Origin of the sequence: Sphingobacterium ginsenosidimutans, assembly GCF_039536865.1 — a bacterium.
Classification (GTDB): domain Bacteria; phylum Bacteroidota; class Bacteroidia; order Sphingobacteriales; family Sphingobacteriaceae; genus Sphingobacterium; species Sphingobacterium detergens.
This window is the reverse complement of record NZ_BAAAZK010000002.1, coordinates 987,620-1,012,488: the sequence shown is the minus strand read 5'-3', so window position 1 is coordinate 1,012,488 and position 24,869 is coordinate 987,620. Positions and strand designations below refer to the sequence as shown.

The following is a 24,869-nucleotide window of genomic DNA, read 5'->3' as shown; positions in this document are numbered from 1 at the left end:
TGCATTGTTTGTGCTATATTACACCGCAGTAGGTAGAGTTTGAAAAGATGCCTCGAAATGTATCCCATATACACACATAGACATGGTAATCACAGTTTTTTCGACTTATTCCTTTAAACTGTAACATACAGGTTCCCTGTTTCACTTCTGCAATCGAGGTTCGCAAATGAGATTCGCCATATAAACCCAATAGTGCCAGATTGAGTTTGTAGATATTGTCGTCATACTGACCATTGGAGGTCCATTTGAGATCAATCGTATCACCATGAAGGCTAACTTCACAATTGGTCAATGGCGTCAACTGTCCTGCAAACACGATCAGTTTCTCGGGGTTTACAAAAGGATTGTTCTCCAAATCCAATTCCATAGCTTCCTTAAAAATATGGCGCTGAGCCAATTGGAAGGCCCCTATTCGTCTTCCCATTTCGCTCATATATTGATAACCAAAATTGAGTATCGCCTTATTGTCTCTAGCGAACAGTCCTGCAACCTTTTGTTTTTCCCTATTTAGAAGCTCTGCTTCGCTAGGGGGAGAAGTACGTTTTTTGCTAAGCCCACGTACGACATTTTGACCATTTAACATATACGCACTAACAGAGCCAAATTTTCCGGTAATTGGACCATTAGGCCCGTTTTGTAAAATCGCCATAGTCTTTGTTTTTATTGTTTATAATTGCTGGTATCTAACTTATTACCAAGTTAATACCAAATTCGCAATTAAAAGCGAAGTAACACTATTTTTACAGTGTATTAATAAGGGGTTAATAGGGATTTACCCCTGTAATACCCCTGTTAACCCCCTGTTAACTCCCTGTATTTACCTTGTTAATTGAGAAGTTGGTAATAAGCAATTGTTATCTTGTACTTAATAGGGTGAAGAGCATTCCCATAGATACTTTGTCCTTAAAAACTGATTTTAGCTTTAGGAATCATCAACTGAGGTAAAATTGAAAGCGTTACTAGTGAAAATAATTTTTTGTAATTTAATGACTCCTATAATCAATTATGAAAATAAATATTGACATGCGGGACAAGGGACTGACTGTATTAAGTATCCTTGCTGTATTGATGGTATTTTCTAATCTATAACAGCCTGTTGACATAGTGATGTCAATTCAGACTGCTAATTTTAAGCAAAAGAAAATATCATGAGCAATCTAAAACTGTTTGACGGACAACATTGTGAAACTACAGCGACTGGAACTCTACTGCGACAGCTCGGAATTGAACTTTCCGAACCTATGCTTTTTGGACTCGGGGAGGGGCTTAGTTTTATCTATTGGAATATGAAAACAATGGACTTCCCTTTTTTGGGTGGACGTATCAAGACTGATCTGTTGACAAAGAATCTCTGTAAAAACCTCAACCTCGAGCTTTCTGTAAAGGAAACCACCTCAAAAATAAAGGCCTGGCAACAGGTCAAACAGCTTTTGGATGAGGGGCAAATCGTTGGGCTCAAACTTGATGCTTATTACCTTGAGTATTTCACTAATCCGTTCCATTTCGCTGGTCACTATGCTGCGATTTACGGTTATGACAATCATAACGCTTTTTTGGTCGATACCAGACAACAGGGTGGGAAAGTCAAAACCTCGCTCGAAAGTCTGGCTTTGGCGAGAGCGGAGAAGGGGCCAATGGCATCTAATAACTTATACTATACAATACACCGAACGAATGAAGACTTTGACTTAAAAAAATCTGTCATTACCGCTATTGTCAACAATGCCAACGAATACCTGAATCCGCCTATCACAAATATTTCTTACAAGGGGATTTTGAAGACGAGCCAAGAGCTTATAAAATGGTTTAATAGGAGTAAGGATGTAGCCACCGAATTTAAAATGGCTGCCAATCTGATGGAAAAAGCCGGCACTGGCGGTGCATTGTTTCGAAATTTATATCGCGATTTTCTAAAGGAAAGTTATGACCTGCTCAAGATTGAGCAACTTCGTGAAGCATATCAAGAATTTGTGGAAATAGCTTTGTTATGGAAATCCGTTTCAGACTTATTTTATCAAATCAGTGAGTCAGCCCGGATTGAATACATACAACAGGCTTCGGAAATCCTCAAAATCCTAGCTGATAAAGAGAAAAAGGTAATGGAGCGGTTGGGGACGTTAAGTGAATGCCTAAATAATCATGTATCTTTGTAAAGAGATAGTTTTTAACTAAGTTTAATACGATGTATAGTAACAAAAAAAATGCCTCACGGTCATTTAGCGAATCTGAGATTGCTTTGTTGAAGGAAGGCCTTAACCGTACATATAAAGAACGATTTGAAATGGCTACGCGTCTTTACAAAATTCAGCAAACGCTTAAAAAGGCTAAAATTCTACATAACCCCTTTCCTCAAAAATAGTCTGCGGATATATTTGATGGAGAGATATTGAACTTTTTAAATTTACTTAAAGGATAGCGGAGATTCCCAACCAAGTTTTTATCCCACCAAGAACTGATATTTACGTAAATTGATTAAGTTTGTAACATGGCAAACGCAGTTCGATTAAATAAGACCCAACGTCGCAAGATCAACATCTTTGTGCGTTGTGTTGCAATTTCGTTGCTGGCTTGGTTGTTGTTTTCGATTTCCAACCAATATACCGTGTCTGTCAAAGCTGCGATAGAATACGTCAACCTACCCGAAAAACGGGCTTTTCACCCCCAACAATCGGATACAGTCAAAGTAAAGCTTGAGATGACGGGATGGCAATTCCTGTTTTCGAAAGCTGCATTGGAAACACCCAAAGTACAGGTGGATCTCAGCTCGCTGAAAACAAAAGATTGGATTGTATTTTCCAACCAGCTGGGATTTATCAACCGCCAGTTTCCGCATGAACAACGTGTGGTGTCGGTGAGCCCGGATACCTTGTTTTTTGATTTTTCAAAACAAACACAGCGAAAGGTTCCTGTAAAACCTTTGTCCAATATCTTGTTTAAAAGGGGCTATGGTGTTATCGCTGATACGAAGGTTACGCCTGCATACGTGACGATAACAGGGCCCTATGAGGATGTTTCGACCATAGAATATTGGGAAACGGATACCGTACGTGGGAAAGAGGTGGAGACTGATGTGCGCACTGTGGCAAATCTTACCCGCAATCAAAAGGGAAATATCAATGTCTATCCCACATCTGTGGAGGTGCTGATGCCGGTAGGGGAGCTGACGGAGAAAGTCATCGAACTGCCCGTAAAAGTTGAAAATGGACAGCGCTATAGTTCCGTGAGGCCCAATCCAAGTAAAGTGGTGATCACTGTGCTGATGTCGGTCAAGGATTATAATAATTATACATCCCGTGATTTTGAGGCTGTGGTAGATCTGGCCGATTGGGAGAAAAATGAGGTGCAATATCTACCGATCCTGCTGACCAAGGTGCCGGATTATTGTAAGATTATCAGTGTTGTGCCACAGAATGTGGACTTCTTTGTACGAAAATAGGGAATAAAAATGGGGCTGAAAATAGGAATAACAGGCGGAATAGGTTCCGGAAAGACTTTTATCTGCAGGCTTTTTGAAGCCCTCGGTATACCGGTTTATAATGCGGATGAGGAAGCCAAAAGGTTGATGAATACCGATGTACGTATCAAGGAAAAACTTATTGCGCAGTTCGGTGAGGCAACTTACAAGGATGGGCTGCTGGACCGGGGATTCCTGGCCAATATGGTCTTTTCGGATAAGAATAAACTTGAGCTCCTAAATAGTATTGTACACCCGGTTGTCATCCAGGAAGCTAAAGATTGGGCTGAGCGGCAGACCACGCGTTATTCACTCAAAGAAGCTGCGCTGCTTTTTGAAAGTGGCTCATACAAAGAACTGGATTATACCATATTGGTTACTGCGCCAATGGATATTCGTATACAACGTGTCATCGAGCGGGATGGCGCAACTGAACAACAGGTACAGGAACGTATTAACAAACAATTGTCTGACGAGGAAAAACTGCAGCTTGCCGACTTCGTCATCGTTAACGATGGAATTACTCCACTATTACCGCAAGTGTGGACATTGCATCAAAAATTTCTAAAATAAATATATGTCTATCATATTGTCTGACTTTCTGGTCAGAAAACCGGAAGGGTATTATTGCCGTTATGGCGACTTTTTTATCGATGCGGGTAGCCCCGTAGCACATAATGTGGTATCTCATGCCCATGGTGACCATGCCAGTTCAGGACATGATTATGTCTATTGTACTAATGGAACGGCATTGTTTATGAGCTATCGCTATAAGCAGAACCGTAAGGATTCCTATCAGGTCAAATTGTTCAACGGCACTTTTAAAATCGGTCCGGTGGAAATTACCTTTCTAGCGGCTGGTCATATATTGGGATCGGCGCAGATCTTAATGGAATATCAGGGCGTACGCTATTTGTATACCGGCGATTACAAATTGCAGGCTGATGAGACATGTGAACCTATCGAAGTGCAGCAGGCTGATGTATTGATCACCGAAAGTACTTTCGCGAATCCTGAAGTTATCCATCCAGATCCCATTCAGGAGATCAAGAAGCTGGAGGGGCACGCGAGCAATATTCTATTGGGAACTTATGTGCTGGGGAAAGCGCAACGGATCACAGATCTGATCAATAGGTATTGTCCAGAAAGAAGGGTGCTGGTACATAGTGGAATATTACCTTACCATCGTCTGTATGATGAACATGGGCTTAAAAAAATGACTTATGAACCTTATAACCGTAGAGAGATGAAACAGGGGGAGCAGAATAAGGTTTATCTGGTACCGCCCATGACTTTCAATAGTTATTTTAGGGCGACAAAAGTATTGCGAGCCTTTGCTTCTGGATGGAAGCGACTACAGGCGCAGAATGATATCGAATTGTATATCTCGGATCATGTGGACTGGAATGATATTCTTCATTATATTAAGATGGTTGACCCGAAAGAGGTATGGACATTACATGGCGACGGGACAATACTCAAAAGCTATTTTGGCGACAGGTTAATGGTAAGAGATGTGCTTTCAGCATAAAGGAGGGTATACCCTCCTTTATTATTTCATATTGATAATCTTGTCAACAACGTATACCGTATTGCCACGCCAAGGCAATACTCCATGATATTCTTTGTACTGAAGGTCAAAATATTTACCGCTATTGAGCTCAAGCTGGCGAAATATAGAATCATCTTCAATAGAAAATTCGAATTGGTTGCTGGCAATTCCGCCAGTCTTGACACTACCAAATCCTTCCTGAATCAGCTTTCCCTCATAGGTCTTAAATATATTGCCTTTTTTGACAGCAAAATTTAAGTAGCCAGATTTCACCCCTTCACCAAATACGTAATAGTATTTCCAGTAACCATAGGATCCGAAGCCTACTAACAAAAAGAGGAGCAGGATGAATAAAAATTTTTTAAATCCAGACTTGGTCTTTTTTTGTTCCGGTAAATTTTCCATAATTTTTTCGCTAGTTTTTGTTGTATTATTTTCTTTTCATTTTATCTAATATGTTTTGGCGCAAAGTTGTCCATGTCCATCATACACAAGAACTCGGCCAATTATAACGGGTTGAAAAGTATCATTGCTAATGAGAGTATAGGCAGCGTGGGGAGCGGTCAGCACGGAGAGCATGATCTGCCTCTAAGGGTTGAAAAAGTACCAGCACTAATACCAGTTGGGGTCTGATTCAGAAATTGACTGCGGGAGAATTGGTTTGATAAACTAATTATGTTAGTATTTTGTTGCGATTTATAGTGATTCTTGCTAATTTTTGTAAATTTGAGTAATGGATTCGCCCCAAACATATCGTAAAATTATCCACCTGGATATGGATGCTTTCTATGCGTCCGTAGAGCAGCGGGATTTTCCGGAATATCGGGGGAAGGCGATTGCTGTGGGCGGTTCGCCTGACGGGCGGGGGGTAGTGGCCACGGCCAGCTATGAAGCGCGGAAATTTGGTGTCAAGTCAGCCATGAGTTCCCGCAAAGCATTGCAGCTCTGTCCGGAGATTATATTTGCCCGACCACGGTTTGAGGTATATAAGCAGGTATCGTATCAGATCAGGGAAATCTTTCAGCGGTATACGGATTTAATTGAACCGTTGTCGCTTGATGAGGCTTTTTTGGACGTAACGATGGATAAACAGGGAATTGGTTCGGCCATTGATATTGCCAAAGCGATCAAATCTGCCATCAAAGAAGAGCTTAATCTGACTGTCTCCGCCGGAGTTTCGGTCAATAAATTTGTCGCCAAGATTGCCTCCGATATGGATAAACCCAATGGCCTGACATTTATAGGGCCTTCAAAGATTCTTAAATTTATGGAATCCTTACCGGTAGAGAAGTTCTTTGGTGTAGGTAAGGTGACCGCCAAGAAAATGCACGAGCTGGGTTTATTTACAGGGATGGATCTCAAAAAACAGCGCGAAGACGATCTGGTGCGTTGGTTTGGTAAGACCGGGCATTTTTTTTACCGTATTGTCCGCGGGATAGATGAGCGACCGGTCACGCCCAACCGAAGCAGTAAATCTGTTGGAATAGAGGATACTTTTGAGACTGATATCGAAACTTTTGAAGAACTGAACGCCATACTGCAAAGACTGAGCATACAGCTTTGGGGACGCATAGGCAAAAAAGAAATATCGGGCAGGACACTGACCTTGAAACTAAAGTATGCTGATTTCGTGCAGCTGACGCGAAGCCTGACGCTGGATACAAGCTTCGACTCTGAAGAGAAAATCTATGCGACAGCCCATAGTTTACTGAGTAAGATTGCCTTAGCAAATAAGGTGCGGCTGCTGGGGATTTCGATCTCTAATTTTGTTGATGAGACAGATTTTCCAAAAGAGGGTGTCCAACTCGCTCTTTTTGAGAATTATCAGTAAGAGGGGATAGCCATCACCTGTACATGAAGCTGAATAAGCTTGTTACAGGTAAAATCGTCGTTATTTACCACAATTCTTTATCTTAGCTGAAATAATTAATAAACATATCCAAGAATTAATGAATACAGTATCAAGAGTGCTCTTAGGTGCATCTATTGTGTTTTTTGTGCATGATCTGACTTTTGCACAGAAGAAATTGGATTTTGCGCAATCCTGGGGACAGAAACAGTCTTTAACTGTGCGCACAAATCAATATCCGGGCTGGGCGGATGGAACCGCTTATCTGGAAAATGACGTCAACGATAGCCAGCTCTATCAGGTCAACGTCAAATCGGGGAAGAGAAGTATCTATACAATTCCTGCCAAAGAGGGGACGGTGGTCTATGTAGAGAAAAATGATATTTTTATCAAAAATGGCTCAGGTACTGCAAAGAAATTGACCAATTCACCCGACATTGCAGAACAGAACCCAACTTTATCGCCAGATGGTCAATATGTTGCTTTCACACGTAAAAGCAATTTGTATAGTTTAGAGGTCGCTACGGGGAAAGAGGCGCAGTATACAAATGATGGTACCGATGTGATTTACAACGGTTGGTCTTCATGGGTTTATTATGAGGAAATTTTGGGACGCCCTACAAACTATAAGGCTTTTTGGTGGTCTCCGGATAGCAAGAAGATTGCTTTTATGCGTTTTGATGATACTAAAGTGCCTATGTTCCCAATATATTCATCCAAAGGACAACATGGTTATCTAGAGGAAACACGTTATCCGAAAGCAGGCGATCCTAATCCTGAGGTGAAAGTGGGTATCGTCCAACTGAATGGTGGACAGGTGACCTGGGCGGATTTCAATGAAAAGGATGATCAGTATTTCGGACAACCTTACTGGGCTTTCGATAGTAAAAATTTCATGGTGCAATGGATGAACAGGGATCAGAATAACCTGAAATTTTATCAGGTGGATCCAAATACGGGTTCGAAAAAAGAGATTTATGATGAACGCCAAGCTTCTTGGATCAACCTGGATCATGACGAGCGTATTACTTACCTTGCTGACAATAAATATTACATCTTAAAATCGGATAAAACTGGTTGGGCGCACTATTACCTATATAAGTTGGATGGCACATTAGTGAACCCGATTACATCTGGTGATTGGCAGGTGACCGAAATCAAACGGATAGACGAGAAAAATAAGGTGCTTTATTTTACCGCACGTAAGGAAAATTCAGCCCGTTTTGATCTGTACCGAGTGGATTACTCGGGTAAAAATCTGAGACGTTTGACCTTTGGTGAATATTCACATGATGTCAACGTATCGCCTGATGGCAAGTATTTTATCACCCGATATTCTAATGTGAGTACACCCGACCGTTTTGCTTTAGTGGATAATCAGGGTAAAGTGGTACGTCAATTGGCGGATAGCAAAGCTGCGGACTTTAGTTCGTACACCTACGGTAAAACGGAGTATTTACATATTAAATCGGATGACGGTCTATTTGATTTACCACTGACGATCACTTATCCTACAGATTTTGACAAATCAAAAACTTATCCTGTTGTTTTCAGTATCTATGGTGGTCCGGATGCAGGTACTGTGAAGGATACCTGGAAAGGTACGGGCAATCAGTATTGGGCGAATGAAGGTGTTATCCAGGTTTCGGCGGATCACAGGGCTTCTGGTCACTTCGGTAAGCAGGGCGTAGCTTACATGCACCGTAATCTGGGACATTGGGAAATTATCGATTATTCTACGATCGTAAAATGGTTGAAATCTCAGTCTTGGGTAGCTAAAAACAAAGTATTGATCACAGGCCATAGCTACGGTGGTTATATGACTTGTCTGGCGATGACCAAAGCCGCTGATGTATTTGACTTTGGTATTGCTGGTGCGCCGGTAACATCCTGGGAGCTGTACGATACCCATTATACCGAACGTTGGATGGATACGCCTCAAGATAATCCTGAAGGTTATAAAGCGGGGTCGGTATTGACTTATGCAAACAATTACAAGGGCGTATTGCGCATTATGCATGGTGATATGGATGATAATGTCCATCTGCAGAATACAACGCAACTGGTTGATAAATTAACAGATAGAAGCGTACCTTTTGAATTGATGATCTATCCGGGCAGCCGTCATGGATTTGACCGTTCAAAAAGTAAATATGACTTTAATGAGCGTGCACGTTTTTATTATCAATATTTATTGGAGAAACCTCTTCCAAAAGAGTTTAAGTAGATTGTTGGGTATGGTTACAGAAAAAACACGCGGTTTAACTTAACCGCGTGTTTTTTTGTGTAGTTAGTTGATCTTGTTAAATAAGTGTTCCGGAATCTCCCATTTGATGGGATTTACTTCTTTGACCGGATCATAATTTAAAATCTCAGGGTATTCATTTCGTTCGAGCTTATCAATAATGTTTTCCAAAATGGCCCTTATTTCCGGTCAATCTTCAGCATATAATGCCAAGGTCGAGTACCTTTCAAGCAGCCAATAAACCATAAGAGCAATTGCTTTATCGCAGTATTTATGTTCGATTACAGTTTGATATACGTCGAATTCGCGATGTTTCAATAAGACGGCAATGTTGTACAGTTCAATGGTACTATCACTCCGCCTGATCTGATTGATTAAATGTTCTCCAAACCAACTATGAACTTCCGTTTCTTCTAAATAAATATAGGGTTCCTCTCCCTGGCTTGCCTGCAAAACGACCGCTGGTATTTTTGGAGCCTGTGCAATTTTTTCTGTGGGATCATAACTGATGTCTGTTTTGAGATAAAACCCTTTTTCAGAATTGTTTATAACCGTTTTTATAATGTCGAAGTTCTCGTCAGTTCCTTTTCTTGTTTTCCAGCTTCGACGAATAGCTTCAAAAGGATAGTTATCCCAGAATAGCATCAGGGCAGTAGCCTCACTACAAAATGGGCTCTCAACGATCCATTGTTGGATGTAGAAAAAACATTGTGTCGCTAATTTATGAAGCTCCCGGGGTGTTCTTAAAAGCTGAAATTCTTCAAATTCCATGTGCCGATAGGCATCCTCTGTTTCCATACCTGTTGGTTGTGTCTTATAGTGATTTTGCTTTAACTTATTTTTGGCGGCTTGGCCGTTCTGCGAAACCGTATTTTTCCGGTCAATCGCATCGCTCACTGAAACGGTAAATGACTTTGTCCAGATGTTCTAAAATAGCAAAAATCTCAGAAAATGAATCGAATGTTTAGACCGCCGCACGTTTTTTTTACCACATTTGAAGTGGATTTTTACCGGCATTGAAATAAAGCTGAGGCCATAGATGCCCTGAAAAAATAATTGGATCGAATATGATGTTAAAAAACTCAAAAAATATCAATTTTATAGCGGTGTAAATTGTTGGAAATTAAAAATAATGGCATCTTTGTAAAAGTTTATTCAAAGAAAAAATGATTCAATTCCTAAAGGAAAGTACTTTTGCCGTAAATGAAGTTTTTAATAGGTCGTTGGAGCTATTGAAAAAGCATTATTTTTCTGTTGCTGGCCTATGTTTTTTGCTGTTTGTAACCTCTGGTTTATCCAATTTCCTGGCAACGACGATCAGTGATTTTAATGTCGTACTCAGTGGTTTTATGGCCTTCTTTTTTATGATCATGTATTTTGGACTGAACCTTACTTTGTTTAAATACATCCTCAATCTGATCGATGGCAACCAGGATAAGAAATTGATCCATTGTATACCAAGTTCAAAAGAAATCGCTTATTTTTTTGGCGCGATGTTGAGTATCATGGTTCTGTCTATTGCCTTATTGATGATGTTAGGAGCTGTATCGCTTCCATTTTTGTATTTATTTGAAAATGGCGAAAATCGGGCAGAAATCATGAGTAAGTTTACTGTCTTTGTCGTTTTTGTGGCAGCAATACTGACATTTATTTTGATTATTCGTGTAGCATTTTATCCTTTCTTTATTATTGATAAACATGCGGGAACCTTTAAATCACTACGCTTTAGCTTTGCGTTGACCAAAGGCAATGTTTTCAGATTATTATTAATCTTGGCCGTATTTGCTTTTTTTCAATTGCTACAGATGTATTTTAATTATTTAGAATATTACATAATTTTTATTATTTTGAACCTTGTGAGCTCGTTCTTAGTGGTACCTTTGGCCAGTATTGTTGTTTCGGTTGCGTACCGGGAAATGATGTCGGACTATCACGGTGGAGAGGACCCGAAGATTTTGAATAATATATTTTAATAAAGAGAGAAGGTTTTGAGTAAAAAAGGAATTGCCATTTTAGGGGCAACGGGTAGTGTCGGTACACAAGCCTTGGATGTTATTAGAGCCTTTCCGGATAAGTTTGAAGCAGTAGTTCTGACTTGCGGTAGCAATGCTGAACTATTGATCAAACAAGCGTTGGAGTTTAAACCAAAATCGGTCGTAGTGACCGATCCAATCCAATATAAAAAAGTTAAAGAAGCCTTAGCGTTTCAGGATACGACGGTATTATTTGGTGAAGAGGGCTTGATTGAAGTGGTGCAATATGCCGAAATCGGTATTGTCTTAAATGCAATCGTGGGTTCCGCAGGTTTAAAACCTACGGTAATAGCTATTCAATCCAGAAAAGATATTGCCCTGGCGAATAAGGAAACCCTTGTTGTTGCCGGAGAGTTGATTATGGCCTTGGTCAAAGAATACGGTGTCAATATGTTGCCTGTAGATTCTGAACATTCGGCAATCTTTCAATGTCTGGTCGGTGAGGAGCAAAACCCCATTGAAAAAATTTATGTGACGGCATCTGGCGGTCCTTTTCGTGGAAGAAAGCGGGACGAGTTGCTGCAGGTAACGAAAGCACAGGCCCTAAAACACCCCAATTGGTCTATGGGGGCCAAAATTACGATAGATTCGGCTTCTTTGATGAACAAGGGACTGGAGGTGATCGAAGCTAAATGGCTTTTTGATCTCGCTATCGATCAGGTGGATGTCATCGTACACCCACAGTCGATCGTGCACTCCCTAGTTCAATTTAAAGATGGATCTATGAAAGCACAAATGGGTGTTCCGGATATGAAGCTGCCTATTCAATACGCATTGACTTATCCCGCCCGATTTGAAAATAATTTTGAACGCTTCAATTTTATGGACTATCCGACGCTTCATTTTGAAAAAGCAGATTTGGAAACTTTTCGAAATTTAGCCCTGGCTTACGAAACACTTCGCGCCGGTGGAAATAAATCCTGTATATTGAATGCAGCAAATGAAGTTGTGGTGGCTGCTTTCCTAGCCGATAAAATCGGCTTCCTGGAAATGAGCGACGTCATCGAAAATACATTGGAAAAAGTGGAATTTATCGCCAATCCGACACTGGAGGACTATCTGGAGACGGATCGGCTAGCAAGGTTAATAACAAAAGAAATAATCAAAGATTAAATATAGAAAGCATACATGGGTGTTTTAATTATGGTCGGACAAGTGATTTTGGGCTTGTCAATTTTAATTGTTCTACATGAGTTAGGACATTTTTTAGCAGCACGTGCATTTGGAATTAAAGTGGAAAAATTCTATTTGTTCTTTGATGCGTGGGGAGTGAAATTATTTAAATTCAACTATAAAGGCTGTGAGTACGGTATCGGTTGGTTGCCTTTGGGGGGCTATGTGAAGATCGCGGGGATGATCGATGAGTCGATGGATACTGAACAATTGAAAGGCGAGCCACAACCTTGGGAGTTCCGCTCAAAACCGGCATGGCAGCGTCTGATCGTGATGTTGGGTGGTATTATCGTTAATATCGTCGTTGGTATCCTTGTCTTTTGGATGTTGACCTTTAAAATGGGTAATACAGATGTCAAGATGGATCAAATGGTAAATGGTATCGTACCGGGATCCATTGGTGAATCTATCGGTCTTAAAGCAGGTGATAAAGTGATCGCAATAGATGGTCACCGCGTTGAAAACTACTCCGAGCTGCTTGGTTCTAAAGTATTGATGGGTGGTGTATCCCTTACGGTAGAACGTGATGGCGGGACAACAGAAATCAAGGTTCCAGCGGATTTATTGAATACCTTGTCCGATAAAAAAGGAGAGAAGTTTATTGAACCTCGTTTTAAAACAACAAGTATCGCACAAGTGGCCCCAGGTTCAGTGGCAAGCAAGATGGGATTCACCAAGGGGGATAGTATTGTCGCCCTAAATGATACTCCAGTGCCTTTCTTTGATCAATTCAGAACCTTAGTTAAAGCAAATATCAATAAACCTGTTGTCATTAAAGTAATCCGTGCAGGAGCGGAGGTTTCCCTAAAAGGAAACGTACCAGCGGATGCAATGTTAGGTATCAGTGTCAATCATGATAATTCGATCAAGTCGTTTACAACGAATTATACACTTATGGAAGCTTTTCCGATCGGTGCTAAAAAAGCTTTTACGGTAATCACAGATAATGCGAAAGGATTCGGTAAAATCTTCAAAGGAGAGGTACGTGCTGATAAAGCGCTTTCTGGACCTATCGGTATTGCCACATTGTTTGGTACTGAAGTGGATTGGATCCGGTTCTGGTCTTTGGTTGGTATGCTTTCAATGGCGCTAGCATTTATGAATTTGTTGCCTATTCCGGCATTGGATGGTGGTCACGTCGTATTCTTGCTGATCGAGATGATTCAAGGTAAGCCACTGAGTGAGAAATTTCTCGAAAAAGCACAAATGGTCGGATTCTTTATCCTTTTGGGCCTGATGGTGTTTATATTCGGAAATGATATTTTTAAATTGTTCAAGTAACTAAATGTCTGAAAGTCCCTATGTGTTTCTTCTCATAGGATGGATACAGTATGGGATCGCAGCATTCGGAATATATAACAATAAAAAATTATTTATGTATCTCGTTGAAAATAAAAAATATAGATCAAAATCTTGATGTTAATGGTTTCAACGGCTATATGAGATGATAAAAAATAAATAATTCAACAAAAAATAGGGGAGTTTTCTTTTGGAAAACTCCTTTTTTATTTCTTACATTTGACCATGGACGGAAGAAATAGAGCGGATGTAAAGCCTGGAATGTTGGTTAATATCATTCTGAAAAAAGACCAGCGTACGGGGGATCTTACAGAGGGCATTGTCAAAGATTTACTGACATCCTCATCTTATCATTCAAGAGGGATAAAAGTAAGGCTGACAGATGGTCAAGTAGGACGAGTGGCTGAAATTATAGAGGATGACTTTTAACGATATCGTATCGTTAAATTAGATCTTTCGACTATTCCTATTGTTTTAGATATGTTGTCTAAATGAAATTATTGCTACCTAATGATGTTCTTATTATTCGATCTAAATTGAATTTAATGGTTGTGTTGTGCTGCACTTTTTTGAAATAAGATTTGCATAGTAACATAATTCTTGTTAACTTCTTTCTAAATTTTTTATTTTTATTACATATTTATAGAATTTTATTGTATTAATTAGTTGAATGATCTCTTTTTCGAATGGATACCAAAAGTAAATGTAAGATTGTCTACGCAGATGATGCGATGATCCATCATGTTATGATGAAGGCCATGGCCCAATCCCATTCGTTGGAATTAGTTTATTGCGCCTCTAATGGTAGAGACCTTATCGACTATTTGATTGAACATAATAAAGCGCTACCTGAGGTGTGCATATTGGATCTGCACATGCCGATTTTGAACGGTATCGAAACCGCAAAGATCGTTAGGGAGAAGTTCCCTTCCATTCGTCTATTTGGTCTGACCTCGAGTAGTGATGAAAGCGAACGGATTGAAATGTTGGCCGGAGGGGTGGAGCAGATCTTCGCAAAGGAAGATATGTCCGCATTGTTACAACAACTTTAGCTAAAAGCATAAAAAAAGCCTAACAATTTGTTAGGCTTTTTCGTTATTTTCCAGTGCTTCCTTAAATTTTAAAAGCCTGACCCACGCCGGGCATTTGCTCAAATCTTTTTTCCATAATCCAACATGGATAAAACTTGTGCTGATAAATCTTTCCACATCAAACACTTGCATATCTTGTTGTATTTCCAGTGATTTGGGTAATTCCCTAGATTGAAAATATTGTTGTAATTCTTCTGGTGTCATAAAACAAAAATAGCGTTTTTAATTCATTATCTCCAACCGCCACCTAAAGAACGGTAGAGATCCACAAATCCATCCAGATGCTGCTGGCGTAACTCGACCAGATCCAGGTCGCTATCCAAGGCATTACTTTGTGCAGTGATCACTTCTAGATATGTCGCATAGCCACTTTTGAAGAGTAGGTTTGCATTTTTTACCGCAAGATGCGCGTTATCCACTCTTTTTCTTGCTAGCTCGAGCTGTTCCCGCTGTTTGTCTACCGTAACTACAGCGTTGGAGACTTCCGCAACTGCTTCGACGACTCGCTGTTGAAGCTGAATTTCGGCTTTATCCCGTTCAAGTTTTGCAACTTCATATTGTGTTTTTAATGTTTTGTTTTTGAAAATAGGCGTGGTCAGATTGCCAGTGATACCACCTAATAATGCGCCTGGTATATTGAACCAGTTTCGGGGAAGCATGGAATTTACGCCCAGTACACCGCCTATATTTAGCGAAGGGTAGCGCATAGCCTGCTGTATATTCGCATTGGCATTCGCCGCCATTAATTGAAACTCGGAGGAACGGATATCTGGTCGATTGCGTATGATTTCAATGGGCGAACCAAGCGATATGTCCTTACTTTCTGCAAACAGATGTTCGTATGAAGTGCCTCGTTTGATACTGTCCGGGAGCCTTCCTGTTAATGTCTGCAATGCATTCTCTTGGATAGTAATCTGTTTTTCCAATTCTGGGACAAGTGAGGCTGCCAGTAAACGCTGCGATTCTGTCTGTTGAATGGCAAGTGCTGTAATCTCACCGGCTTTATATTGGAGCTTAATCATACGTAATGTACTGTCGTTCAACTGAACATTACGTTTGGCGACTTCAATTTTAGCATCTAACATCAACAGATTGAAATAACCTTTGGCGACAGACGTGATGATATTGGTCTGAATGGCATTTTTGGCTTCCTGTGTGTCCAGGTATTCCGCCAATAGCTGTTCCTGTTTGCTGCTAATTTTTTTCCAGATATCTATTTCCCAGCTAAAACTGATGTCGGATCCAAATTGAGATTGGTAAACAAACATATTTTCTGGTGCTTTCTCAGCTTTGTGCTCATAGTATTTTGACAATGGACCGCTCCCAAATTCTTTCGATCGCCAGGTGCGGTTTCCATTCGCTATGGTGGCACTGACACTCGGTAGATAATTTGACTTATTTTGAGCCATTACCCTGCTGGAGATCTGTAAGTTGAGCAGGGCTGTTTTCATTTCGAAATTATTGGTCAGTGCCGAATCGATCAGTAGCTTGAGGGTAGGATCATGAAAGAACGATTTCCAATGAATCAATCCCATGCTGGAGGTGTCACCAAAATAAGCTAAGGTGTCACCACGGAAGGAGCCGGGAAGTTTTAGTTTGGGCTGAACATAATCCTTACCAACTTTACAGGCATTTGCCAATATCAGTAACCCGGTAGCCATAAATAGTGCTGAAACGTATTTTTTTATGTTTTTCATTCTTCTTCTTTAGCTAGTTTATCCTGTAGTTTTTCATCCAGACCTTTGAAGACAACAAAGAGCACCGGAATAATAAAGATGCCAAAGGCAACTCCCAATAGCATACCGCCTGCTGCACTGAAGCTGATGGAGTGATTACCGATGGCAGACGGACCAACAGTCCACATCAGTGGAACCAGACCCGCAACGAAGGCTAGACTGGTCATTAGGATTGGCCTTAACCTTAGCTTTGCACCACTGATAGCGGCTTCCACGATGGTTTTTCCATTTTTACGTTCCTGTACGGCAAATTCGACTATGAGGATCGCATTTTTTGCCAGTAGACCGATCAACATGATCAATCCAACTTGGACATAGATGTTGTTCTGTAGACCGACAAGGTTGATGACTGAAAAGACACCAATCAGACCAACAGGAATGGATAGTAAAACTGCCCAGGGAAGAATATAGCTTTCGTATTGTGCGGAGAGTAAAAAGTATACAAATAAGATACTCAGGACGAAAATCAGAATAGTCTGGGATCCAGATTGGCTTTCTTCATAACTCATACCGGTCCATTCAAAACCATAGTTTCCGGGTAGTTTTTCGTCCGCTAGCTTTTGGATGGCCTGCATGGCGTCATCGGTACTATAGCCTTCTGCTGGTGTGATATTGACCGAAATTGCATTGTATAGATTGTAGCGGGTAATGGTTTCGGGGCCGACAGTTTTTTCTAATGTCAAAATAGTATTGATGGGTACCATCTCGCCTTTGTTATTCCGTACGAAAATCGAATTGAAAGATGCTGGATCTTTACGGAAATCAAAATCAGACTGTACATACACGCGGTACTGACGGCCAAAACGATTAAAGTCACTGGCTTGCACCCGTGCAAAATAGGAACGTATGGTGGACATTAAGTCTTTGATCTCCACACCGAGTGATTTTGCTTTGACAGCATCAATGTTCACCTCGTATTGGGGGAAATTGGATTTAAAACTAGTGTAAGCACTACGGATTTCCGGACGGGTATTCAGCTGGCTGATAAAGGTATCTGCAATGGTATTAAAGTCTCTTACGTCACCGCCCATACGATCTTGAAGAACCATCTCAATACCGGCAAAATCACCAAATCCCTGTACTGTGGGCCTAGGAAATACCGTAAATGTGGCCTCATTTATTTGTGCAAGGTCATTCCTGATCGTATCCATAAAGGCGTTAATGTTTTTGATGTGCTTGCGTTTGGCATGTGGTTTAAGTGTAATATACCCTGCAGCAAAGGCTGGACTCGAACTACCATCCAGTGCATTGAAACCAGAAACTGTCGTCATACCCTCGATATCTTTTCTTTTTTTCAATATACTGTCAGCGCGATAGAGTACTTCTGTCGTGCGGCTTAACGAAGCTCCTGGAGGGAGCGCTATGTTGTAGGTGATAAAACCGTCATCTTCAGTTGGGATAAAACTCTTTGGCGTTTTGATCATTAAAATGACTCCGCTTGCAGTAATCAATAGCAGGCCTATCCAGGCGATTTTTTTATGATTGATCAATAACTGTACAATAGATACGTATCGGGCAGTCAGGCGATCAAAAGAAGTATTGAATGCTTTAAAGAAACGATCCTTAAACTGGCCGATTCTTGATTTGGCTTCTTCTTCCTGTTCAGGCTTGGGCGCTTTGAGCAATAATGCACATAGGGCAGGACTCAATGTCAAGGCATTTAATGCAGAAATTAAGATCGCTGTCGCCAGGGTATAGGCAAATTGCCGATAGAAGATACCTGCTGGACCCTCCATAAAACCAACAGGCAAAAATACCGCTGCCATGACCATGGTAATGGAGAGGATTGCACCAGTAATTTCTGACATGGTCGACAATGTCGCCGCTCTAGCTTTTAATCCCGTACTATGCATCTTCTCATGGATGGCCTCCACAACAACAATGGCATCATCGACAACAATACCAATGGCCAATACCAGGGCAAACATGGTCAATACATTGAGTGAGAATCCAAAGAGCTGGAGAAAAAAGAAAGTGCCGATCAACGAAACAGGTATAGCAATCGCGGGAATTAAGGTTGATCTAAAGTCCTGTAGGAAGATGAAAACAATAATAAAGACCAAAATAAATGCTTCGAAAAGTGTGTGTTCAACCTGGCTGATGGATTCATCAATTTGGTCACGTACAGAATAAGTCACGTCATAATGCAATCCCTTTGGGAATGTCTTGGCCTGTTCTTTGAGTACTTTCCGGACAGCGATATCAATATCATGGGCGTTGGAGCCGCTGGTTTGGGTCAGGTTGAGTGTCAGTCCGGGATGACCATTGACCTTATTGTCACTACTGAGATTTGTTGCACCAAATTCTACGCGTGCAACGTCTTTGAGGTATAGCACCGAACCATCATTGTTTGTCTTGATGACGATACCCTGAAATTCTTCGGGTGTGGTAAAGCGTCCTTTGTGTCGAATAACCGTTTCAAATGCCTCATCGGAAGTTTCACCAAATTTACCTGGCGCTATCTCAAAGTTTTGATCTTTGATGGCATTCATAATGTCCTGAGGAACCAGATTATAAAGGGCCAACTTTTCTGGATTCAACCAAAGCCGCATGGCATAATCCCTTGCTCCGAGTCGCGACACTTGAGCTACTCCGTCTACACGTAATAAAGGACGCATGAGATTGATCTGTGCATAAGCCTGTAAGAAGGTTTCATCATAGGCCTTATCTTGATGATCCGAGTAAAGATTGATGGTCATGATAACCCCGGTCTGACGTGGCATGACGGTAATCCCAGCTTCGTTTACTTCAGCAGGAATAGAACTGATCGCTTTGGATATACGGGTCTGCACATTGACCGAGGCAATGTCTGGATTTGTTCCCGTTTTAAAATAGACGGACACAGTCCCCGAACCGGAATTGGAAGCAGACGATTTGATATAGGTCATATCTTCCACACCATTAATAGCCTCTTCAATCGGTAATAAAACACTTTTTGCTACTGTCTCAGCATTGGCACCGGGATAACTCAATGACACAAGGACACTGGGTGGTGCAATTTCTGGAAATCGGGATACAGGGAGCAGCTTTAATCCCACCAAGCCCAATATGACTAAAATAATAGAAATGACCGTGGCTAGAACGGGTCTATTTATAAAGGTTTTTAACATATAATAGATTTTAGACATTGCTCGGACATACCTGAAAATAGGTCACCACAGCGATGTAAAAATGTGCGATAATTATTTCTGTGGAATAGGGGTGACGGCAGAACCATCGGTTAGTTTGTCAAATCCACTGGTAATGACACGGTCGTTTTCCTTGAGACCTGAGTCTACGATATAATTGCCTTTGCTTTTGCCTGAAAGCTGAATATTGCGGCGTTGTGCTTTATTGTTTTGATCCAATATATAGACAAAAGTTTTGTCCTGTAATTCATTGATGGCAATCTGTGGGATCTGAAGGACATCTTTTTTTACTTCCGCAATTTTTAGTGTGCCACTACTTCCCGAACGTAAAATATTGTCTTGGTTTTGGAAAGTTGCACGTAGAGAAATTGCTCCTGTGGTTCTGTTTATCTGTCCATTGACAGCATCGACAATCCCTTTTTTCGCATATTCTTCACCGTCGGCGAGAACCAGCGTTACCAGTGGAAATACCAGTTTTTGATTCTGGTTGTATTTCTTGCCTTCAATGCTGTCTTTTTTCGCCTGTGCTTTAGAGAAGTAGAGGAAGTCGGATTCATTCATGGAGAAATAAACATAGACTTCCTGTATATCGGATAGGTAGGTGAGGGGCTCTTTGTCACCTTTGGACACTAAATTCCCAATACGTTTGGGAATACGACCGATATATCCGCTTACAGGTGCTGTAATGATCGTAAAGTCTTTACTGATCTGCGCAGAACGTACGGCGGCACTGGCCTGATCTAGGGTTGCCTTTGCTACTTGATAGTCAGATTTGGCTGATGCCAACTTTACATCTGAAATGACGTCATTTTGAACCAATGGTTTCAAACGGTCCACTTCTAATTGTGCGTTTTTAAGTTTGGCCCGCGCAACCTGTTCCGTGGCTACCATGTTGTTTAAATTTTCTTGATAGGTAGAAGGATCTACTTTGAACAATTTTTGTCCTTTTTGTACAAAAGAACCTTCATCGACATAGATTTCTTGAAGTAAGCCCTCAACCTGGGGACGGACCTCTACATTCACTTTTCCCTCAATGGTACCTAGATAATCCTTGATCGTGGTCGCATCAGATTTTACAACTGTATAGACGGGCAGGGCCACAGGTTTTTCATTGGTATTATTTTCTTTGGAAGAGCTTGAAGAACAACTTACCTGGCTGGCTAAGATTGAACAAATCAATAAGGATACGCTGAAAATAGATAATGTTTTTTTCTTCACAATACTTGATTAAATTTTGATATATGTGCTATTGTAATGTTACTATTACAAGATATAACGCCAAATAGTTTAATTATTGTGTAAATTAACATTTGTTAACGTTTCAATTTATAGTTAATAATCGCTCAATTAATATCAAGTATTCTATGTATTAGTTTTAAATGTCTAGTTTTCAGTAGGTATTAGTTGATCGGTATCCTTGGTTTATTAAGCTAACCATAGCAGGACAAAATAGACAGGTGGTGTGCAGTTGGAGCAGACTAGAGGGAATGGAATAAAACTCCATCAAAAAAAATGAGCCTAATTTTTTATCAGGCTCATCATTTTTAGTTGATCTTAACTTTTTAAGTGAACTAAAATATTGGGTTCCTTATTGTATCAACCCCTTAAAATTTAAGGTGTTTTACAGTTAATCCGTTATTGATAAGTTGTTTTAGGGCATCAATACCGATACTGATATGTGCCTCTACATATTTCGCTGTAACGGTGACATCACTTACAGAAGTTTTGACTCCTTCAGGGACCATTGGTTGATCAGAAACCAATAACAAAGCTCCTGTCGGAATCTTGTTCGCAAAACCAACACTGAATATTGTCGCTGTTTCCATATCGACACACATGGCCCGAATCGATTTCAGATACTTTTTGAATGCCTTGTCATGCTCCCATACCCTTCTGTTGGTAGTGTAGACCGTTCCTGTCCAATAATCTCGTTGATGGTCACGGATTGTCGTGGAGATCGCTTTTTGCATAGCAAATGCGGGTAATGAGGGCACCTCAGGTGGAAAGTAATCATTCGATGTTCCCTCGCCACGGATAGCAGCGATAGGGAGGATCAATTCTCCTACAGGAATCTTTTTCTTGATTCCTCCGGTTTTGCCCAAAAATAGCACGGCCTTAGGGGAAATGGCGGATAGTAGATCCATTATCGTTGCGGCCATCGGGCTACCCATTCCAAAATTGATAATGGTAATACCGCCAGCGGTCACGGATTGCATAGGTTTGTCCTCTCCATAGATAGGCGCATTGTCATGCATTTCCGAAAATAGATGAATATATTTCGAAAAGTTTGTCAATAGGATATATTCCCCAAACTCTTCCAAAGGTCTCCCGGTATAACGCGGAAGCCAATTGTTCACGATTTCTTCTTTGGTTTTTAAACCTGGTGTTATCGGGCTATTTACAGTATTTTTTGTAGTTTTCTTTGTCATAGTCATTAAATTTTAATTTCACTAATCTCTTATCTGTCTGTCAACATTCCGTTATGGCTACGTTATTATTGTAATATAAGATTTTAAATTCTTTTTTTATTATGTTTTGCCTTGTTTTAGGCGCTTTTATCCACTAAATTGCTTTCAGCAATGTGTTGTTGGATAGCATTCATGAGATGAGCCAGCGGCAAAGTGAAACAGTTAAAATGCATGGGTAAAAAAAAATCCCGTTCAGCGAACGGGATTTTTTTTAAGCGACTTTAAGCTTTTTCAGATCGGATTTTTCGAATTTTTTCTTCGCGTAATTCAAGGTGATTTCCAAACTTTTCTGTCCCGTTTGCTCTTTCGTTGACGGCATTTCAAACATGGCGTCCAGCATAATTGCTTCGCATATGCTGCGTAAGCCTCTGGCTCCAAGTTTAAATTCGTCAGCTTTATCTACAATAAATGTGTATACTTCGGGATCAAATTTCAATTCGACGCCTTCATACTCAAATAATTTTTTGTATTGTTTGACCAGAGCATTTTTTGGCTCTGTCAAAATACTCAACAAGGTTTCTTTATCCAATGGATTTAAGTAAGTCAAGACCGGAAGACGTCCGATTAACTCTGGAATCAACCCAAAGTTTTTGAGATCCTGAGGTGTAATATACTTGTATAGATTGTTCAAGTCGATTTCCTCTTCGTCTTCATTCATCTTATAACCCACTGTTTGTGTGCGTAGACGGTTCGCAATTTTCTTTTGGATTCCGTCGAATGCACCACCACAGATAAATAGGATGTTGCTGGTATTGACTGCGATCATTTTCTGGTCTGGATGTTTACGGCCACCTTGAGGTGGTACGTTGACAACTGTACCTTCTAAAATCTTTAATAACGCCTGTTGTACACCTTCGCCGGAGACATCTCTCGTGATAGAAGGGTTGTCGCTCTTGCGTGCGATTTTATCAATCTCATCGATATAGATGATACCACGTTCTGCTGAAGCAACATCATAATCGGCAGCTTGAAGCAGGCGTGTCAAAATACTTTCTACATCTTCTCCGACATAACCTGCTTCGGTTAATACCGTAGCATCAACGATACAGAAAGGGACGTTCAATATTTTGGCAACAGTCTTTGCCAATAATGTCTTACCAGTACCTGTCTCACCTACGATAATCAAATTGGATTTTTCGATTTCAATTTCATCTTTATCCACTTTTTGATTCAAACGTTTATAGTGATTATAAACGGCTACTGAAATCACTTTCTTTGCATCGTCCTGACCAATTACATACTGATCCAAGTGAGTTTTGATCTCTTGGGGGCGTATTAATTTTAACGCAGTCTGTAATGTCTTGCTTTTCCGTTGTTTTAATTCTTCTGCCAAGATTTCCCCTGCCTGTTGGATACATCTGTCACAGATGTGTGCTCCATTTCCAGCAATGAGCATCTGAGCTTCATTTTTGCTTATTCCACAAAACGAACAATGAATGTCTCTATCGTTATTCTTCGCCATCTTTATTTAATAATCTCCTTCTTAGGAAGTAAAATCTCGTCAATCATACCAAATTCTTTGGCCTCATTGGCTCTCATCCAGTAGTCACGATCAGAAGATTTTTCTACCCACTCATAGCTTTGTCCGGAGTGTTCTGAAATAATGGTATATAATTCTTCCTTTAATTTCATCATTTCACGCAAGTTGATTTCCATATCTGCTGCTACCCCTTGAGCGCCACCAGATGGTTGGTGAATCATCACACGTGAGTGACGTAATGCGGCACGCTTGCCTTTTGCTCCAGCTACAAGAAGAACTGCACCCATAGATGCTGCTATTCCTGTACAGATGGTCGCTACGTCTGGTGTAATATATTGCATCGTATCGTAGATACCCAAGCCTGCATAGACACTTCCTCCTGGGGAATTGATGTAAATCTGGATGTCACGCTGTGCATCAGTGGACTGTAAAAACAACAATTGTGCCTGAATAATATTCGCTACTTGGTCATCGATACCGCTTCCCAAGAAAATAATGCGATCCATCATCAAACGTGAAAACACGTCCATCTGTGCAACGTTCAATTGACGCTCCTCAACGATGTAAGGTGTAAGATTTGTTGGAATGCTAGTCTCTGTACGGGCAATAAAACTGTCAACATGTTGACTTCCAATACGGTGATGCTTTACTGCATATTTTCTGAATTCGTTTTTATCTATATTCATCTTTTTATTTTTTCTATTCTGTAGGACTAATATAAAACTATATTTTAAAAATCAAATAAATTGAAAAGATGTTTTACATCCACTTTACATTTTTTCGATACAGCCTCTTTCAGCAAAGAAAGGCGTTTTATAATAGGGCTTGTGCTTTATCCGTTTCAAATAGAAGTCCTTAACCGATTTCGTTATAGTCGGGAAGTTCTTCTAAAAATTGATACGATTCGGTCTCAAAGTCAACTTTGCAATAATAATGATTTATACCATTGCTCACCAGTAAGTATGGAATCCGATGCACAGAATTGTAATTGGCGATCTGTTCGAATACTTTTTGTGTGATCTTGATATGCGGTGCTTTGAATTCGGCCAAAACAACCTTATGTCCCGCACTATTGTAAATCAGTAAATCACTCCGTCGCTGGAGACTGTTTAGTTTCAATCCACCCTCAATATTCATCAGCGACTTTGGATAATTCTTGATCAATGCTAAATAGTTTATCCAATGTTGCCTGACCCATTCCTCCGGTGTCAATACCAGTTCTTTTTTTCGCAACTCATCAAAAATATAAATCGCATTATTCTTTTTGGATATTTTCGCTTTGAATGGTGGCAAATTGAGTGGTGTCGGTGAAAACATACACAAATATACTAAAATTTTAGCAAAAAAAAGTACATCAAACG

23 protein-coding genes are annotated in these 24,869 nt (G+C 40.4%); 11 read left to right on the top strand and 12 right to left on the bottom strand.

Annotated elements, in window-relative coordinates:
* Positions 1 to 13: 13 nt before the first annotated feature.
* A complete protein-coding gene (locus ABFX33_RS04080) occupies positions 14 to 649 on the bottom strand; it encodes a hypothetical protein (protein WP_346084435.1) in 636 nt (211 codons plus the stop codon).
* A gap of 499 nt (positions 650 to 1,148) precedes the next feature.
* Here ABFX33_RS04080 and ABFX33_RS04075 point away from each other — a divergent pair, with 499 nt between their 5' ends.
* From ABFX33_RS04075 to ABFX33_RS04060, 4 genes are all read left to right on the top strand, one after another.
* Entirely contained in the window at positions 1,149 to 2,153 is a 1,005-nt protein-coding gene (locus tag ABFX33_RS04075; protein ID WP_257089404.1) for a BtrH N-terminal domain-containing protein, read from the top strand.
* 332 nt (positions 2,154 to 2,485) lie between these two features.
* Entirely contained in the window at positions 2,486 to 3,436 is a 951-nt protein-coding gene (locus ABFX33_RS04070; RefSeq protein WP_120258309.1) for a YbbR-like domain-containing protein, read from the top strand.
* Positions 3,437 to 3,445: 9 nt separating this feature from the next.
* Positions 3,446 to 4,027, top strand: a complete 582-nt coding sequence (gene coaE / locus ABFX33_RS04065) for a dephospho-CoA kinase (protein ID WP_346084432.1) — start codon at positions 3,446 to 3,448, stop codon at positions 4,025 to 4,027.
* A gap of 4 nt (positions 4,028 to 4,031) precedes the next feature.
* On the top strand, positions 4,032 to 4,985 hold the full coding sequence (locus tag ABFX33_RS04060) for an exonuclease (protein WP_346084430.1): 954 nt from the start codon (positions 4,032 to 4,034) through the stop codon (positions 4,983 to 4,985).
* A gap of 21 nt (positions 4,986 to 5,006) precedes the next feature.
* On the opposite strand, the gene ABFX33_RS04055 is transcribed toward ABFX33_RS04060, so the two are convergent.
* A complete protein-coding gene (locus ABFX33_RS04055) occupies positions 5,007 to 5,411 on the bottom strand; it encodes a hypothetical protein (protein ID WP_121121613.1) in 405 nt (134 codons plus the stop codon).
* 328 nt (positions 5,412 to 5,739) lie between these two features.
* Between ABFX33_RS04055 and dinB the strand changes: the two genes are divergently transcribed.
* Together dinB and ABFX33_RS04045 are read left to right on the top strand one after the other, a co-directional pair.
* On the top strand, positions 5,740 to 6,837 hold the full coding sequence (gene dinB / locus ABFX33_RS04050; protein ID WP_346084428.1) for a DNA polymerase IV: 1,098 nt from the start codon (positions 5,740 to 5,742) through the stop codon (positions 6,835 to 6,837).
* Between the two features lie 118 nt (positions 6,838 to 6,955).
* The gene (locus ABFX33_RS04045; RefSeq protein WP_346084427.1) at positions 6,956 to 9,082 is read left to right on the top strand and encodes a S9 family peptidase; all 2,127 of its coding nucleotides are present in this window, start codon (positions 6,956 to 6,958) and stop codon (positions 9,080 to 9,082) included.
* Between the two features lie 63 nt (positions 9,083 to 9,145).
* Here the strand turns inward: ABFX33_RS04045 and ABFX33_RS04040 are convergent, their stop codons facing one another.
* A complete protein-coding gene (locus ABFX33_RS04040) occupies positions 9,146 to 9,271 on the bottom strand; it encodes a hypothetical protein (protein WP_346084426.1) in 126 nt (41 codons plus the stop codon).
* 18 nt (positions 9,272 to 9,289) lie between these two features.
* Complete coding sequence (locus ABFX33_RS04035; RefSeq protein WP_346084425.1) at positions 9,290 to 9,997, bottom strand: hypothetical protein; 708 nt, start codon at positions 9,995 to 9,997, stop codon at positions 9,290 to 9,292.
* Between the two features lie 269 nt (positions 9,998 to 10,266).
* Between ABFX33_RS04035 and ABFX33_RS04030 the strand changes: the two genes are divergently transcribed.
* From ABFX33_RS04030 to ABFX33_RS04010, 5 genes are all read left to right on the top strand, one after another.
* Complete coding sequence (locus ABFX33_RS04030) at positions 10,267 to 11,073, top strand: beta-carotene 15,15'-monooxygenase (protein ID WP_257089410.1); 807 nt, start codon at positions 10,267 to 10,269, stop codon at positions 11,071 to 11,073.
* 15 nt (positions 11,074 to 11,088) lie between these two features.
* On the top strand, positions 11,089 to 12,246 hold the full coding sequence (locus ABFX33_RS04025) for a 1-deoxy-D-xylulose-5-phosphate reductoisomerase (protein WP_346084424.1): 1,158 nt from the start codon (positions 11,089 to 11,091) through the stop codon (positions 12,244 to 12,246).
* Between the two features lie 15 nt (positions 12,247 to 12,261).
* A complete protein-coding gene (gene rseP, locus ABFX33_RS04020; protein ID WP_346084423.1) occupies positions 12,262 to 13,587 on the top strand; it encodes an RIP metalloprotease RseP in 1,326 nt (441 codons plus the stop codon).
* 243 nt (positions 13,588 to 13,830) lie between these two features.
* Complete coding sequence (locus tag ABFX33_RS04015) at positions 13,831 to 14,034, top strand: YwbE family protein (protein WP_346084422.1); 204 nt, start codon at positions 13,831 to 13,833, stop codon at positions 14,032 to 14,034.
* A 257-nt stretch (positions 14,035 to 14,291) separates the two neighbouring features.
* Positions 14,292 to 14,657 (top strand): response regulator transcription factor, encoded by a 366-nt coding sequence (locus ABFX33_RS04010; RefSeq protein WP_257089411.1) that lies wholly within the window; start codon positions 14,292 to 14,294, stop codon positions 14,655 to 14,657.
* Between the two features lie 30 nt (positions 14,658 to 14,687).
* On the opposite strand, the gene ABFX33_RS04005 is transcribed toward ABFX33_RS04010, so the two are convergent.
* The 8 genes from ABFX33_RS04005 to ABFX33_RS03970 all read right to left on the bottom strand — a co-directional run bounded on the left by ABFX33_RS04005 (position 14,688) and on the right by ABFX33_RS03970 (position 24,825).
* Entirely contained in the window at positions 14,688 to 14,900 is a 213-nt protein-coding gene (locus tag ABFX33_RS04005) for a DUF6965 family protein (protein ID WP_120258298.1), read from the bottom strand.
* A gap of 26 nt (positions 14,901 to 14,926) precedes the next feature.
* Complete coding sequence (locus ABFX33_RS04000) at positions 14,927 to 16,393, bottom strand: efflux transporter outer membrane subunit (RefSeq protein WP_346084420.1); 1,467 nt, start codon at positions 16,391 to 16,393, stop codon at positions 14,927 to 14,929.
* Entirely contained in the window at positions 16,390 to 19,542 is a 3,153-nt protein-coding gene (locus tag ABFX33_RS03995) for an efflux RND transporter permease subunit (RefSeq protein ID WP_346084419.1), read from the bottom strand. The genes ABFX33_RS04000 and ABFX33_RS03995 overlap by 4 nt, the downstream gene beginning before the upstream one ends.
* 72 nt (positions 19,543 to 19,614) lie before the next feature.
* The gene (locus ABFX33_RS03990) at positions 19,615 to 20,778 is read right to left on the bottom strand and encodes an efflux RND transporter periplasmic adaptor subunit (protein WP_346084418.1); all 1,164 of its coding nucleotides are present in this window, start codon (positions 20,776 to 20,778) and stop codon (positions 19,615 to 19,617) included.
* Positions 20,779 to 21,164: 386 nt separating this feature from the next.
* Positions 21,165 to 21,989 carry an AMP nucleosidase gene (locus ABFX33_RS03985; protein WP_120258294.1) on the bottom strand — a complete coding sequence of 275 codons (825 nt, stop codon included), beginning with the start codon at positions 21,987 to 21,989 and terminating at the stop codon, positions 21,165 to 21,167.
* A gap of 250 nt (positions 21,990 to 22,239) precedes the next feature.
* Positions 22,240 to 23,490 (bottom strand): ATP-dependent Clp protease ATP-binding subunit ClpX, encoded by a 1,251-nt coding sequence (clpX, locus tag ABFX33_RS03980; protein ID WP_346084417.1) that lies wholly within the window; start codon positions 23,488 to 23,490, stop codon positions 22,240 to 22,242.
* A gap of 2 nt (positions 23,491 to 23,492) precedes the next feature.
* Positions 23,493 to 24,194, bottom strand: coding sequence for an ATP-dependent Clp endopeptidase proteolytic subunit ClpP (gene clpP, locus ABFX33_RS03975; protein WP_257089428.1), 702 nt, complete (start codon positions 24,192 to 24,194; stop codon positions 23,493 to 23,495).
* Between the two features lie 169 nt (positions 24,195 to 24,363).
* Positions 24,364 to 24,825 (bottom strand): type I restriction enzyme HsdR N-terminal domain-containing protein, encoded by a 462-nt coding sequence (locus tag ABFX33_RS03970; protein ID WP_257089430.1) that lies wholly within the window; start codon positions 24,823 to 24,825, stop codon positions 24,364 to 24,366.
* Positions 24,826 to 24,869: the final 44 nt, after the last annotated feature.